Genomic DNA, 13,229 nt, shown 5'->3' on the forward strand with positions numbered 1-13,229 from the left:
ATGGCTGATTCAAGAAAATTCATGATTGAATTCCAAAAAGCTAAAGATGCAGCCGGCAGATATGAAAGTGTAGCAAATGACATTAGGAAGTATGCAGATGCCATAGTAAAGCTTGGGCTTAAAGTAAGAGGAGATCCAGGGCTCGATGTTTCTTGCGCTACAATCGTTACACAAGCCGATCAGCTTAGAAATATATCCAGAAAAATTTGGGAACAAGGTTCTAAAGCCAGAGGATGTATAGAAATACATGAGAATGCAGAGAAACAACTAGAAAGAGCTGCATCTGAATTTATAAGCAGAAAAAAGGGTATTTCAGGTGCTGCTCCGGGCATACAGTTTGAAAAGAAAAATAATAAACTAAATGTCGATGCTAAGCTTGGTGGTAAGGTAAATGCTTCAGTACCTCAGGGCTTGGCGGAAAAGGCAGATAAGCCGCCGGACAGATGCTGCTGGAGAGAAAACTTTTATTATATCGATAAACAAGGCAGAATATGGCATTTTGGCAGAGCATATATCAACAGTAAGGGAGTACCTACAGCCTATAGAGCAAAAACCGGAGTTACCGGCAGAACATTTTTGAATTCATTTACTAAAAATGAACGGGGAGAGCGCCGAAGACTTAAGGAGACCTTCAAGGGTGGAAAGGCCTCAGATGGAACCCCACAAATATATGATAGAGAAAAAAAACAGTTTAGGGATAATAAGTTTGACTGGAAAAACGGCGTCTACAAAGATGGCAAATGGCTAAGTAAAGAGGAAATAGCAGAATATAAGGATACCTTCACAAAAAAAATCGGAACTATAGCGGAGGTCGACGCTGTCAGTGCGGAAGGTGAAGCTACACGTTATGGTGCTGAGGTAGAAGGAAGTGCGCTTAAGGGGTGCGTCAAAGGAAGTGCTTCAGCCAAGTTCCTTACTGCTGATTTTAGTGCCAATGCCGGTGTAGGAGCATATGTAGTCAAGGATAAAGATGGAAAACAGTATATGGCTTATGGCCTTAATGCCAGAGCCGGTGGAAGTGCCAATGTTGCAAGAGCAACAGCTAAGGGCACAATTGCCGTGTTTGATGAGAGGCTTGCAAGCATTGATGCAGATATTGATGTCAAGGCGCTTGGGGCATCTGCCGAAGCCGGAGCATGCTTCCAGTATATTCCCGGTAAGGGGTATGAACTTGCAATTAAAGGTGAAGCAGCAATATATCTGGTAGATATAAAGGGCTCAATCGGGGGGACAATATTAGGAATACGCATGGCTGTTAACGCTGCGTTCCAGGTAGGTGCTGGTATAAAAGGAAATATTGGCTTTAAAAATGGTAAATTCCAGTTCGAGTTCGGTGCTGCGGCGGGAATCGGATTTACGGTGGGTGCTACTATTGATTTTTCAGGAGTGGTTACAGCTGTGGAAGACTTAATTGACTGGATAGTAGATAAGAACTATGGCAGTCAACCTTATGAGGCAAGGATTATAAAACAAACAGCAAAGCAAACAATGAAGAAGGTTGTAAAGGATGCTACAAAGAGGGCCGGAGAGGCGGTTTGTATAGCGTTAAAAATTTTATTTAGGCGCTAAAAAAATTTATTTGGTAAGCATTATCAGAATAACAATTGACACTAATATATATTTTTTTAAGGAGGTATAAACATGGCAGAATTTGTTGTAACAGCGCAGGAAGTTAAAAACAAAGCAATGGAGCTAAAGAGACTGAATGCAGAATTCAAGAAGGCTTCGGATGATCTTGAGAGTGAGGAAATGCGTCTTAATACCATGTGGGAAGGTGATGCTCACGATAATTTTGACATGGCATTTAAGAAAGACAAGGTTCATCTTCAAAACTTCTACAATGCTATTGAGGATTACTGCATTAAACTTGATGAGATAGCTGTAAATTATGCTACTGCTGAGGCGAGAAATGCTTCATTGGCAGCAGGTCAGGAATGATAGCGGTACAGAACTGTCTAAAAGGAGGTATTTATAATGGCAAATGTAATTCGAGTAACACCTGAAGAACTGAAAGCAGCTGCAGGAAGAATGGAAACCCATGCAGATATAATGGAGCAGAAGACCAATGCGATGATAGAAATAATTGATACATTAACGGGCAGAATCTGGAGTGGTGAAGCCCAGAAGGAATATGTATCAAGGTTTGATACTCTTGAGCTTGATATCACCAGATTACATAAATTGGTAGAAGATCATGTTGATCATCTGAATACTATAGCCAATGAGTACCAGTCAGCTGAAAGCTCCAATATGGATGTGGCAACATCTCTGACATCCGATATTATTTCGTAAAAATACAGAAGCGGGGAAGGTAAGATAATATGAAAGAATTTCTACCTGTAGGAAGTGTAGTCAGACTTAAGAATGAAGATAGACTTTTTGCAATTGCCGGATTTTGTCAGGGCACAGAGGATGAAGATGCTGAAATATTTGATTATTCAGCAGTACCTTATCCATATGGCTATCTGAATGCGGATAATATGTTTATGTTTAATGATAGTGATATTGGCGAAGTATTATTCACCGGCTACCTGGATGACCTTGGGAAGACCTTCTCCTCTGAGATAGTGGATGTTACAGATAAGGTTCGCAGAGGTGAAATCCAGGGAGACTGAGGTGGGCCTATGGGAAAAAAAGAAGAAGTAGAAAGAATAGTAGCTAATCTGAAGAATCTTTCTAAGACAATAAACGAGATAAATACATATAATAACAAGCTCATTACTGTGATTGCAAAAGAATATGCTCCTGCTGCCGAGAATCTTGCTAATAGCTATTCCAGTGACGCAGGTATGATTCTTTTTCAAGAGTCAGCAAATATTATTAAAGAAGCCATAGAGAAAACAACTAATATACAAAAAGCTTTGCAAGTGGCTGCCACGCAAGCCGAGAATCTTGCTAGGGCAGAGTTAAAAGCTCAGGGTATAGATGTACCTGAAAAACCGAAAGAAAAGACAGAAGATGAAAAATTTACAGAAAAGATGCACAATAACGGAGGTAATTTAAGGGATACATCTAGAATCTAATGAGGTATTTCGATTACTGCCACTTTTTGAAAGCTTATGGGCGGAAAGGACAGACTATGGGTGAATTTACTACATGCTATTTATTGGGGCTATATAAGACCAGAGAGCAGATGGAGCTATGCCTGAAGCGCCTGGAAAATGCCCGTGACAAAATAAAAGCCGATGTGGTTCAGCTTGATTCCATGTGGGAAGGACCTGCTCATGAGATATTTAAAAGAGAGTGGCAGGATGAAATTACCTTAATTGATAATCTTATAAAAGCTTATAGAAGCTTGGTTAAGTTTGAGGATACTGCATATCATGAGTATTCTAATACGACGACTCATACTCAGCAGCTGATTGAAGGGCTTAAGTAAATTGCGATTATATGTAAGGGAGTGATTTCATGGCTATAGTGGTTAAGGTAAATATAGATGTCCTTTATAATAAAGTCGCATCAATCTCTGATTCTGTCAAAGATATCAGACAGGAAATTGCCAATATAAGCGGTTTGCAGCAGGAACTCAGCAAAAAGTACTGGGGAGGTGATGCAGCAGAGTATCACTTCCTTGAATACAATGAGATTGCCAAAGATGTGGGGCCTGCGTTGTATTCCATGATGAAAAAATGTCAGGAATTCTATAAAATAGCAGAAACCTACGACAAGGTTGAGGGCTATAACTTGCATGCTGAATCAGGAAAGTTGCCAACAGATTTTTTGAATTGATGATAATAAAAAGGTAGTGCGTATGGCTGATTCAAGAAAGTTCATGGTCAATTACAAAAAGGCCAGAGAGGCAGCTGATAAGTTTGATGAGGCTGCTAAGAAAATTGAGCAGTACTCTAAGGAGATGATGTCGCAGCTGCTTCATCCTGATATTATGGGAGATTCTGCCACAATACTTCTTAGGACGAAGATGGTAGAGCTCTGTCATCATTTGCTGGAAAATGAAGTCAAACGTATGAAAGCCCAGAAAGCTGTCGCTTTAGAGTGCGTTAAACTGTATGAAGACTCAGAAAAAAAGTTATGCGGTATAGCTTTGGAAGACTTTAAAAACAGTTCAAAAAATAAATCCGGTGCTGCTCCCGGCTTAACACCGGGAAAACAGAATAATAAGATAAAGGTTAAAGCAAAGCCCGGGGGTAAAATAAATCCTAATGTTCCCAAGGTAAATGTAGAAGATTCTAAGGATGATAATAAAAAGCCAACAAGAAGCTGCTGGGTTGAAGATTTTTGGTATGTTGATAAGCAGGGCAAATTATGGCATTACAAAAAGGCATATCTCAACAGTGATGGAGTACCAACTGCGTACGTTGGGAAGACCGGAGTAAACGGCAAAAGCCTGGCTGATAAGACTAAGGTCTCGGATTATGTAAAACTAAATTCTAAGGATCCTTTAAAATACCATAAACCGGAATACAAAAGCCTCTATAAGGATGGAAAGTGGCTGACAAAAGAGGAAAGAGATGCATTCGTCAGCGAATATAGCAGAAAAGTTGGAACCCTTGCTGAAGCTACACTTTTTGAGGCGGATGGGGAAGCAACGCTGTTTGGGGCTGAGGTAGAGGGCCAGACAGCTAAAGGCTGCTTAAAAGGCGGCTGTTATGCAAAGTTCATGACTGCTGATTTCAGTGCAAATGTATCAGTCGGTGCATACTTAGTAAAAGAAAAAGACGGTAAGGTATATAAGGCTTATGGAATGCAAGCCAGAGCCGGTGGATCAGCTTCTGTAGGCAGGGCAGGTGCCAAAGGATCGGTTGCACTTTTTGATGAGAGAATTGCCAATATTCATGCAGATGTAGATGTAAAGGCCCTCACAGTAAGCGCTGAGGTAGGTGCCTGCTGTCAGTACATACCGGGCAAGGGGCTTGAAATTGCTGTTAAGGGAGACATTGGCGCTTATCTTGTTGATGTTAAGGCCAGTGCCGGAGTGTCTGTGCTTGGCATTGGAGTGGATGTAATGGCTGCCCTCCAGATTGGAGTGGGAGCTAAGCTTAATGTAGGATTAAAAAATGGAAAGTTTCAACTTGAGATTGGTGCTGCACTTGGAATTGGATTTTCAGCAGGGCTTTCTATAGATTTGGGTGGCGTAATAAGGGTTATTGAAAGCGCGATAGAAAAATTTACCGGTTCAACGAAAACAAAATATCGCGGCAGGTATAAAGACCGGGAAGAGGAAGAACTAAAAAAGCTTATTTACTAAGTTGTAAGAGAGGTATTGCTGATGGGAAAAAAAGAAGAAGTACAGAGAATAATAGCAAATATTGAGCGACTTACTAAAATGATCAATGCTGTCAACGAGTACAACAATAAAATCATGATGACTGTAGTTAAGGAATATGTTCCTGCCGCTGAAGCATTTACCAATAATTTTACGAGTGAACCAGGTATGCTCTTTTTGCAAAAATCATCTACCATTGCGACAGATACTATTGAGACAACTAAAAAAATAAGAGAGTATCTTATCGCAACCGGTAAATGTGTAGAGAATCTTGCTAAGGCTGAGTTGAAAGCACAGGGAATCAATGTATAGCAATTTTGAAGTTTTTTTACTGAGATACACTTGAAGCCATAGTGTTATCAACTATGGTTTCAAATGGTACTCGCTGTTGTAATTCTCCGGCTTCTTCCATAACGTCCTGAAGTCTGTCAAATGATTCACTTTTCATAACAAGAGAGTTATTCCAGGCATCAATGCTGCGATATCTTTCTACGACTTCTGACAAAACTTTAGTAGATGTATCGGGGAATTGGGGTTGTATGATTTTTGCTACTTCAGCTGCATCATGATTTTGTACCCAGTCCAGGCCTTTTGATACTGCTGATACAAATCTGCTGATAATTTCTTTGTTTTCATCCATATAAGATTGTGTTGCAAAAAAAGCGGTATATGGAATCTCTCCACTTTCTTCGCCAACGGAAGCAAGAACAAAACCTTCTCCGGATAGTTCGAGCTCTGTAGCAGTTGGCTCAAATAAGGTCACGTAGTCACCTGAACCTCCGGTAAAGGCCCCGGCCATCATATTTAACTGTTTAAGATACATAAAGTATCAGTTGAGCTTCTTTACATATGCGAAGCCGCGCTTGCTGTTACCATAGCCTGCCTGATAGAAATTAATTCGGCGCTGTTTGTATTTGTTTCTGTTATCATTTGTGATCTGACCGTTTTTTTGACCTGCTACGCCGAAATAAACAGCTTCACCACCGTGAGGTATCAACACTTTATAGGTGAGTACAGATACTTTTCGATAGCTGTTGATGTAATATATTCGTTTATTATATTTTGCCTCGACTCTTTCTCCGGGAGATGAAAGGTCATCATCCATACCGCCGGATACAATTATATTAGAAGCAGGATCACCGTCTTTGTCGATAAAGATAGCTATATAATCATTGAAAGAAGTTTTCTTGTTCTTTGAATCTTTTACAATATTGACGATTTCCTTTTTGGTAAGATCCTTCCTGTCGATGGTAAGGGTTACCTTATATTCTGAGTACTCGATGAAGTCATCATTAGTATCGATAAGAGTGTCGTTAACCAGCTCAGTCTGGATCTTGAACTTCGCCTTTTTGGGCTTTGCTCCCGGATATAGGGTAGTGGACACATAACCGGAAGTGGATTTTACTATGGTGCCATAACGCTTGGACGCAGCTAATGCATTAACCGGATTAAGTGATATTCCAAGAGAAAAAACAAGAGCTATTGCAATAAGTGATTTAAGAATACGCTTCATTTTTATACCTCCTAACATTCATGAGTCTTTGATTATATTATTCACATAGGGACTGAAGTATAACAATTATTTTGAAATTAAATTTGTATTAACTTTTAAAAATGCCGTGTAAGTGAGACAGGCCTAAATGTAATAAGGGTTGGATAATGGATTTTGCTATGATATTTTTATATCATAGGAAATTGCTTTCCTATGATACAAAAGCGCTCCGCGAGGATGCGCACTACTGTGTATGACATTTCACTAGGCTCGAAAAAACCTCGCCAAGTGATCTGCACATCGCGCGAAAGGAATATGTTGCATTCTGCAACCGCGCTCCGCTAAGGATGCGACTGGTGCGCAGATGAATTTTGCAAGCTAAAGCTTGCGCGCACCAGCGCGCAAAGAGTCGCGAGCGACTCTTTGTTCTATGTGATGACTTCTTGTGGACAAAAGTGGAAAATGACCACAAAAACCTAGAAACAACTATAAAGGAATTTAGAGGAGAAAGTATGAGAGCAGTAGTAACCAGAGTTTTATCAGCTTCGGTAACAATTGATGGTAAAAAGGTTTCAGAGATAGGAAAGGGATTCCTGGTATTATTGGGAGTTCATACTGAGGACACAGAAGCGCAGGCAGTAAAAATGGCTGACAGAATCTGCGGCCTCAGAGTTTTTGAAGATGAAAACGGCAAGATGAATGTGAATCCCAAGGACGCCGGAGCAGAGTTCCTCATTGTAAGCCAGTTCACTTTATATGCTGATTGTAAGTCTCGAAGACCGGGATTTACAGATGCTGCAAAACCTGAAATATCAGAGCCGTTATATGAGCTTGCTGTGTCAGAGTGCAGGAAGAGCGGCTTTGAAGTTAAGACCGGAGTGTTCGGCGCAGATATGAAGGTTGAATCCATTAATGACGGTCCGGTAACAATCATACTTGATATTTAGTTATAATCTCTTGCAGCCTTAATAAAACCGGCAAATAAGGGATGCGGATTGTTGGGGCGGGACTTGAATTCAGGATGTGCCTGAGTAGCGATGAAGAATGCATTTTCAGGGTACTCTATCATCTCGACAATCCTGTTATCAGGTGACAGACCGCATAATCTAAGGCCATGTTCTTTTAATGCATCCCTGTAATCATTGTTAACTTCGTAGCGATGACGGTGACGCTCTGTGATATTCGTTGTTCCGTACAGAGAGTGTGCAAGGCTGCCTTCTTCAAGGGTGCAGGGATATGAACCGAGTCTTAAGGTTCCGCCAAGGTCTTCCCCTGTGGTGTGATCAGGTAAAAGTGCGATGAGGGGATGAGTTGTGCCGGGATTGAATTCAATTGAGTGTGCATCGTCAAAACCAAGTACATCTCTTGCAAATTCTATTATGGCAAGCTGCATTCCAAGACAGATACCAAGGAAAGGAATTTTGTTTTCCCTTGCATATTTTATACAGGTGATCATTCCTTCTATTCCGCGGTCACCAAATCCTCCGGGTACGATCACACCCTGAACATCTGATAAGACTTCGCTGACATTCCCGGCTGTGACTGTTTCTGAATCAATCCACTTTATTTTAACTTCACGTTTAGCTGCGATTCCGCCATGCTTTAAAGCTTCTACAACGCTAAGATACGCATCGTGAAGCTGAGTGTATTTTCCAACAAGTGCAACTGTGACAGTTTCGTCAAGCGAATATAGTGTATCTACCATGTGCTGCCAGTCATTGAGATTGGGTTCTTTGCATGGAAGATTCAGGCACTCGAGAGCAACCTCTGCCAGGTGTTCTTTTTCCATGGCAAGTGGCGCTTCATATAAGTATTTAAGGTCGAGGTTATTAAGAACATTCCTGCTTGGAACATTACAGAAAAGCGAGATTTTTTCCTTAGTATCCTTATCAAGCTCAACCTCTGTTCTGCACACGATGACGTCCGGTGAGAGTCCCATTCCCTGCAGAGTCTTGACAGCAGATTGTGTGGGCTTTGTCTTTATCTCCTGTGAGCAGCGAAGGTATGGGATAAGAGATACCAGGATTATCATGGCATTTTCATGGCCTACCTCATGCTGGAACTGTCTGATGGCTTCGAGGAAAGGCTGGGATTCAATGTCACCGACTGTTCCTCCAACCTCGATTATTGCGATGTGAGTATCGTCATTTTCATAATTTCTGTAGAAACGATCCTTGATTTCATTTGTTATGTGGGGTATAACCTGGACAGTATGTCCGCCGTAGTCACCGCGTCTTTCTTTATGAAGAACGGACCAGTAGATTTTTCCTGTGGTGACATTGGAATTCTTATCGAGGCTTTCGTCAATGAATCTCTCATAATGACCAAGGTCAAGGTCAGTCTCGGTTCCGTCCTCTGTTACAAAAACTTCTCCATGCTGAATGGGGTTCATTGTTCCGGGATCCATGTTGATGTAGGGATCGAACTTCTGCATGGTAACCTTATATCCTCTGGCCTTTAAGAGCCTTCCGAGAGAAGCGGCTGTAATACCTTTTCCTAAACCTGAAACAACTCCTCCCATAACAAATACATATTTTACCGACATATTGCCTCCTGATTTATTAATCGAAAAAAGGCCAAAACAGTGAGAGTTATCCCTTACTGTTTTGGCCCCATTGCCTTTACTGATTTATGGTAAATATTTTTAGAAATGATGTCAATAGCTTTGGACGAATAAAATGTTTGACATATATGGTACACAGGTTGTAAATTAAACCAATAAAGGCAAGGGCGTCTTGGACATGTGTTCAAGACGCCTTTTTTTATTCAATAGGTACGCTCCGCTGTGGATGCGCACTACTGTGTATGACATTTCACTAGGCTCGAAAAAACCTCGCCAAGTGATCTGCACATCGCGCGATGGGAATATGTTGCATTCTTTTTTACTTTATACGAGGAAAATTGTTTTGCATTTCCGCTTTTTAAACATTTTATGATACGCAAAGTGAAAGGAGTAGTATGGCAAAGGTTAATGATAATTATTTAAAGCTTCCGGGAAGCTATCTGTTTTCAACAATAGGTAAAAAGGTTAAGGAATTTTCAGAGAAAAATCCTGATAAAGAGATAATAAGACTTGGTATCGGCGATGTGACGCAGCCCCTTGCGCCGGCAGTGATTGCTGCGCTTCACAGTGCCGTTGACGAGATGGGATGCGCTGATACCTTCAAGGGCTATGCACCTGATCTTGGCTATGAGTTTTTGAGAGATATTATTTCGGAAAAAGACTTTAAGGCACGTGGATGTGATATCTCACCTGATGAGATATTTGTATCTGATGGTGCTAAAAGTGACTGTGCAAATATACAGGAGATATTTGGTCTTGATAATAAAATTGCGGTATGTGATCCTGTATATCCTGTTTACGTTGATTCCAACATAATGGCAGGAAGAGGCGGAGTGTATGATCCTGACCTTGAGAGGTTTAGCGAAGTCATTTATATGAAGTGCACTAAGGAGAATGATTTTACTCCGGATATACCTGATGAGGTCCCGGATCTTATTTATCTGTGTTTTCCTAATAATCCCACAGGTGCCGTAATTAAAAAGGACAAGCTCCAGGAATGGGTAGACTATGCTAACAAACATAATGCGATCATTCTGTATGATGCTGCTTACGAGGCATATATTTCTGAGGACGATGTCCCGCACAGTATATATGAATGTGAGGGAGCAAAAGAATGTGCAATTGAGTTCAGATCTTTTTCAAAGACAGCAGGCTTCACCGGTGTGAGACTTGGCTTTACGGTTATTCCAAAGGATCTTAAAGCGAATGGAACCCCGCTGTGGCCTCTGTGGGCAAGGCGCCATGGAACCAAGTATAACGGAGCTCCTTACATTGTGCAGAGGGCAGGCGCTGCAGTTTATACAGATGAAGGACGCGCCCAGGTAAAAGAGCAGATAGCTTATTATATGGAAAATGCCAGGATCATAAAGGAAGGCCTTGATAAGGCAGGGTACGAAGCTTATGGCGGAGTAAATGCGCCTTATATATGGATGAGAACACCTGATAATATGACAAGTTGGGAGTTTTTTGACTTCCTTCTTGAAAAGGGGAACGTAGTCGGCACACCGGGCTCGGGATTTGGACCTTCAGGTGAACACTACTTTAGGCTGACTGCCTTTGGTAACAGAGACAATACAATAAGGGCTATAGAAAGAATAAAGAATTTATAAAGTCGTAGTTTATCTAATAGGTGGATGATAAAATATTATTATGCAACGGATTTTCTTATGATGGAGGATAGTTTTATGCGTAATAATACTTTTAAGAATCTGCTAATAACTATCGTTATTGTGTGTTTGGCATGCTCTGCTGCCTTTGGCATAAGCCATAAGATTAAGGACAACGGTGAGGCAATTCTGGAAGCGCAGCAGGCGGCTTCCATGTCCGGAAAAAGAAGATCGTTTCAAAATGCAAATGCAGAAAATATACAGAGTAAAGACATCGCGCCAGAAGAACACAGTACTGCTGCGCTTGCTTTAAAGGACTACCTTGAAAGGGATCCGTCCCTTATGGCCATGATGGAAAAATCCATCAAAAAGGCTTATGAAATAAACCCGGATCCCGACACTAATCCTGTTAGCAGCATCGAAAAAATGTATAGCTTTATTGACTGGAACGTCAAGGCTTTGCCTTGGAATTTACTTGATTGTGATGATTATCCTACTTTGTATGATCATATTGATCAGAGTGTGGATTATCTTTGGTTTTTATTTGATCAGCCGCTTGAAGAGCTTGAAGGAAAAGGGTATTATTATCCTACTTTGCAATACCATGAACCTATAGCAGGATGGCTTCGCGATTATTCAAACGAATGGGGTACATTTTTATCTACAGAAGAAAGCTGGAATGACGATTATTATGAAATGATAAAGAATGATCCCAACATGAATATGCAATATGGATGGTATGGAGATAGTAATGAGTGGAGTACCTTCAATGAATGGTTTTCAAGGAAACTTGTAGATCCAAAAGTTCGTCCTATTGCTGATACGGAAGTAGTAGCACCTGCTGATTCCAAGCCTCAGGGTGTGTGGGATATCGATAAGGATGGGAATCTTGTCCAAAAGGAAGGCGTAATTATAAAGTCAGCCAATTTTACATCTGTTGCTGATCTGATAGGCCCTGATTCTGAATATAGTGATGCCTTTGCAGGAGGAACCTTGACTCATACATTTCTTAATGTCAATGATTATCACCGTTATCATTTTCCTGTAAGCGGTACGATCAAGGAAGTTCGTAAGATAAAGGCTACTAACGGAGCAGGCGGTATTACTGTATGGCATCCTGAAATTAAGCGGTACGTCCTCGAGGATGCAATCCCCGGGTGGCAGATGATAGAGACAAGAGATTGTGTGATAATAGATACTGAGGATTACGGACTTGTAGCAGTTCTTCCTATCGGTATGTCTCAGATATGTTCATGCAATTTTGAGGATACGGTTAAGGTAGGTGTTAGTGTACAAAAAGGTGATCCTATGGGATATTTCCTCTTTGGCGGAAGTGATATTGTTATGGTTTTCCAGGATGGGGTTAAGGCAGATATGGTCTGCCCCGAGGGGAAAGATGAAGGAACTTATGAGCATGTCCTTATGGGTGAAGCCTATATGAAACTCCAAAAAGAAGAATAAAAAAGAAAATGAATAATGATAAGATTTTACTTGGCAGAATAAGAGATCTGGCAAGAAGAGCATATGAAAATAATTATGTTACGCACACGGATTTTTTATCAGAAGCAGAATTGTATGATGTGAAATCCATGTGCGTCTCAAACGGGATGATAACCGGAGAAAATCAGATAGATGGTGTTGATTATTGCGTATATGGAGGCACATCAGAGGCAGAAAGGTCTGTGATGTGCTTTCTTCCGTCATATCTGGATGCGGAGGGCTTTCTGTTGCAGGAGGCGGACGATAATGAAGTAATAAGCTGTATTCTGATAGAGCCTGTTAACAAAAAGTTTGCGGATGAACTAACGCACAGGGACTTTCTTGGGGCTCTCATGAACCTTGGAATAGAGCGAAACAGAGTGGGCGATATCAGGACAGATCAAACGAGAGGATATGTTTTTGTAATGAAGGAGGTTTCGCAGCTTATTTGCGATGAGCTGTGCAGAATCAAGCATACTACCGTTAAGTGCAGGGAAGTTAAGGCCAGAGAATGTGACATTATTCCGACATATACTGAGGTTGAGGGGACTGTGTCATCCGAGAGACTTGATGCTGTTTTGGCGCTTGTCTATAAACTCAGCCGCAGCAAAGCTCAGGAGCTTGTGGAATCGGAGTCGGTTTTCATAGATGGGAAAACTGCATATTCGGCAGGTTATGACTTAAAGGTAGGGGCCCGGGTTTCTGTTCGCGGGTTCGGAAAATTCATATATGATGGTGTTCAGAAATCTACCCGCAAGGGAAGGCTTTCTGTAAAAATAAAAAAATATTAACAGTAGAAATAATTATCATACGATTAAATGGCATGGTATAATTATTGTCAATTGGAATAATATGATTTTGAAT

At 41.0% G+C, this 13,229-nt stretch carries 16 protein-coding genes; 13 read left to right on the forward strand and 3 right to left on the reverse strand.

Annotation, left to right across the window (positions count from 1 at the left end):
* The 9 genes from ACHCNF_RS13290 to ACHCNF_RS13330 all read left to right on the forward strand — a co-directional run bounded on the left by ACHCNF_RS13290 (position 1) and on the right by ACHCNF_RS13330 (position 5,536).
* Positions 1 to 1,569, forward strand: coding sequence for a hypothetical protein (locus tag ACHCNF_RS13290; RefSeq protein WP_408070258.1), 1,569 nt, complete (start codon positions 1 to 3; stop codon positions 1,567 to 1,569).
* A 72-nt stretch (positions 1,570 to 1,641) separates the two neighbouring features.
* Entirely contained in the window at positions 1,642 to 1,938 is a 297-nt protein-coding gene (locus ACHCNF_RS13295; RefSeq protein ID WP_408070259.1) for a WXG100 family type VII secretion target, read from the forward strand.
* Positions 1,939 to 1,974: 36 nt separating this feature from the next.
* Positions 1,975 to 2,292 carry a WXG100 family type VII secretion target gene (locus tag ACHCNF_RS13300; protein ID WP_408070260.1) on the forward strand — a complete coding sequence of 106 codons (318 nt, stop codon included), beginning with the start codon at positions 1,975 to 1,977 and terminating at the stop codon, positions 2,290 to 2,292.
* A 29-nt stretch (positions 2,293 to 2,321) separates the two neighbouring features.
* Entirely contained in the window at positions 2,322 to 2,615 is a 294-nt protein-coding gene (locus ACHCNF_RS13305) for a DUF4176 domain-containing protein (protein ID WP_408070261.1), read from the forward strand.
* Positions 2,616 to 2,624: 9 nt separating this feature from the next.
* Positions 2,625 to 3,023 (forward strand): hypothetical protein, encoded by a 399-nt coding sequence (locus ACHCNF_RS13310; RefSeq protein ID WP_408070262.1) that lies wholly within the window; start codon positions 2,625 to 2,627, stop codon positions 3,021 to 3,023.
* Positions 3,024 to 3,079: 56 nt separating this feature from the next.
* Positions 3,080 to 3,379, forward strand: coding sequence for a hypothetical protein (locus tag ACHCNF_RS13315; protein ID WP_408070263.1), 300 nt, complete (start codon positions 3,080 to 3,082; stop codon positions 3,377 to 3,379).
* 29 nt (positions 3,380 to 3,408) lie between these two features.
* Positions 3,409 to 3,729 carry a hypothetical protein gene (locus ACHCNF_RS13320; protein WP_408070264.1) on the forward strand — a complete coding sequence of 107 codons (321 nt, stop codon included), beginning with the start codon at positions 3,409 to 3,411 and terminating at the stop codon, positions 3,727 to 3,729.
* 22 nt (positions 3,730 to 3,751) lie between these two features.
* Positions 3,752 to 5,206 carry a hypothetical protein gene (locus ACHCNF_RS13325; protein ID WP_408070265.1) on the forward strand — a complete coding sequence of 485 codons (1,455 nt, stop codon included), beginning with the start codon at positions 3,752 to 3,754 and terminating at the stop codon, positions 5,204 to 5,206.
* Between the two features lie 21 nt (positions 5,207 to 5,227).
* On the forward strand, positions 5,228 to 5,536 hold the full coding sequence (locus tag ACHCNF_RS13330) for a hypothetical protein (protein WP_408070266.1): 309 nt from the start codon (positions 5,228 to 5,230) through the stop codon (positions 5,534 to 5,536).
* A gap of 16 nt (positions 5,537 to 5,552) precedes the next feature.
* On the opposite strand, the gene ACHCNF_RS13335 is transcribed toward ACHCNF_RS13330, so the two are convergent.
* Together ACHCNF_RS13335 and ACHCNF_RS13340 are read right to left on the reverse strand one after the other, a co-directional pair.
* Positions 5,553 to 6,047: an ABC transporter substrate-binding protein gene (locus ACHCNF_RS13335; RefSeq protein ID WP_408070267.1), complete on the reverse strand. Its 495-nt coding sequence runs from the start codon at positions 6,045 to 6,047 to the stop codon at positions 5,553 to 5,555.
* 6 nt (positions 6,048 to 6,053) lie between these two features.
* Positions 6,054 to 6,737, reverse strand: a complete 684-nt coding sequence (locus ACHCNF_RS13340) for a hypothetical protein (RefSeq protein WP_408070268.1) — start codon at positions 6,735 to 6,737, stop codon at positions 6,054 to 6,056.
* Positions 6,738 to 7,228: 491 nt separating this feature from the next.
* On the opposite strand from ACHCNF_RS13340, the gene dtd reads away from it, so the two are divergent.
* Positions 7,229 to 7,663: a D-aminoacyl-tRNA deacylase gene (dtd, locus tag ACHCNF_RS13345; protein ID WP_408070269.1), complete on the forward strand. Its 435-nt coding sequence runs from the start codon at positions 7,229 to 7,231 to the stop codon at positions 7,661 to 7,663.
* Here the strand turns inward: dtd and ACHCNF_RS13350 are convergent.
* Positions 7,660 to 9,261 (reverse strand): CTP synthase, encoded by a 1,602-nt coding sequence (locus ACHCNF_RS13350; protein WP_408070270.1) that lies wholly within the window; start codon positions 9,259 to 9,261, stop codon positions 7,660 to 7,662. The genes dtd and ACHCNF_RS13350 overlap by 4 nt on opposite strands.
* 413 nt (positions 9,262 to 9,674) lie before the next feature.
* On the opposite strand from ACHCNF_RS13350, the gene ACHCNF_RS13355 reads away from it, so the two are divergent.
* The 3 genes from ACHCNF_RS13355 to ACHCNF_RS13365 all read left to right on the forward strand — a co-directional run bounded on the left by ACHCNF_RS13355 (position 9,675) and on the right by ACHCNF_RS13365 (position 13,156).
* The gene (locus ACHCNF_RS13355; protein ID WP_408070271.1) at positions 9,675 to 10,889 is read left to right on the forward strand and encodes an LL-diaminopimelate aminotransferase; all 1,215 of its coding nucleotides are present in this window, start codon (positions 9,675 to 9,677) and stop codon (positions 10,887 to 10,889) included.
* Between the two features lie 75 nt (positions 10,890 to 10,964).
* Complete coding sequence (locus ACHCNF_RS13360; protein ID WP_408070272.1) at positions 10,965 to 12,347, forward strand: phosphatidylserine decarboxylase; 1,383 nt, start codon at positions 10,965 to 10,967, stop codon at positions 12,345 to 12,347.
* A gap of 8 nt (positions 12,348 to 12,355) precedes the next feature.
* Positions 12,356 to 13,156: a YlmH family RNA-binding protein gene (locus tag ACHCNF_RS13365; protein WP_408070273.1), complete on the forward strand. Its 801-nt coding sequence runs from the start codon at positions 12,356 to 12,358 to the stop codon at positions 13,154 to 13,156.
* The last annotated feature ends 73 nt before the right edge of the window (positions 13,157 to 13,229 follow it).

Source organism: Butyrivibrio sp. NATIVEDY162 (assembly GCF_045999815.1).
Taxonomy (GTDB): Bacteria; Bacillota; Clostridia; order Lachnospirales; family Lachnospiraceae; genus Butyrivibrio.

Coding starts and splice junctions, on each gene's coding strand:
- ACHCNF_RS13290 (WP_408070258.1), top strand. CDS start 1: ATGGCTGATTCAAGAAAATTCATGATTGAATTCCAAAAAGCTAAAGAT.
- ACHCNF_RS13295 (WP_408070259.1), top strand. CDS start 1,642: ATGGCAGAATTTGTTGTAACAGCGCAGGAAGTTAAAAACAAAGCAATG.
- ACHCNF_RS13300 (WP_408070260.1), top strand. CDS start 1,975: ATGGCAAATGTAATTCGAGTAACACCTGAAGAACTGAAAGCAGCTGCA.
- ACHCNF_RS13305 (WP_408070261.1), top strand. CDS start 2,322: ATGAAAGAATTTCTACCTGTAGGAAGTGTAGTCAGACTTAAGAATGAA.
- ACHCNF_RS13310 (WP_408070262.1), top strand. CDS start 2,625: ATGGGAAAAAAAGAAGAAGTAGAAAGAATAGTAGCTAATCTGAAGAAT.
- ACHCNF_RS13315 (WP_408070263.1), top strand. CDS start 3,080: ATGGGTGAATTTACTACATGCTATTTATTGGGGCTATATAAGACCAGA.
- ACHCNF_RS13320 (WP_408070264.1), top strand. CDS start 3,409: ATGGCTATAGTGGTTAAGGTAAATATAGATGTCCTTTATAATAAAGTC.
- ACHCNF_RS13325 (WP_408070265.1), top strand. CDS start 3,752: ATGGCTGATTCAAGAAAGTTCATGGTCAATTACAAAAAGGCCAGAGAG.
- ACHCNF_RS13330 (WP_408070266.1), top strand. CDS start 5,228: ATGGGAAAAAAAGAAGAAGTACAGAGAATAATAGCAAATATTGAGCGA.
- ACHCNF_RS13335 (WP_408070267.1), bottom strand. CDS start 6,047: ATGTATCTTAAACAGTTAAATATGATGGCCGGGGCCTTTACCGGAGGT.
- ACHCNF_RS13340 (WP_408070268.1), bottom strand. CDS start 6,737: ATGAAGCGTATTCTTAAATCACTTATTGCAATAGCTCTTGTTTTTTCT.
- dtd (WP_408070269.1), top strand. CDS start 7,229: ATGAGAGCAGTAGTAACCAGAGTTTTATCAGCTTCGGTAACAATTGAT.
- ACHCNF_RS13350 (WP_408070270.1), bottom strand. CDS start 9,261: ATGTCGGTAAAATATGTATTTGTTATGGGAGGAGTTGTTTCAGGTTTA.
- ACHCNF_RS13355 (WP_408070271.1), top strand. CDS start 9,675: ATGGCAAAGGTTAATGATAATTATTTAAAGCTTCCGGGAAGCTATCTG.
- ACHCNF_RS13360 (WP_408070272.1), top strand. CDS start 10,965: ATGCGTAATAATACTTTTAAGAATCTGCTAATAACTATCGTTATTGTG.
- ACHCNF_RS13365 (WP_408070273.1), top strand. CDS start 12,356: ATGAATAATGATAAGATTTTACTTGGCAGAATAAGAGATCTGGCAAGA.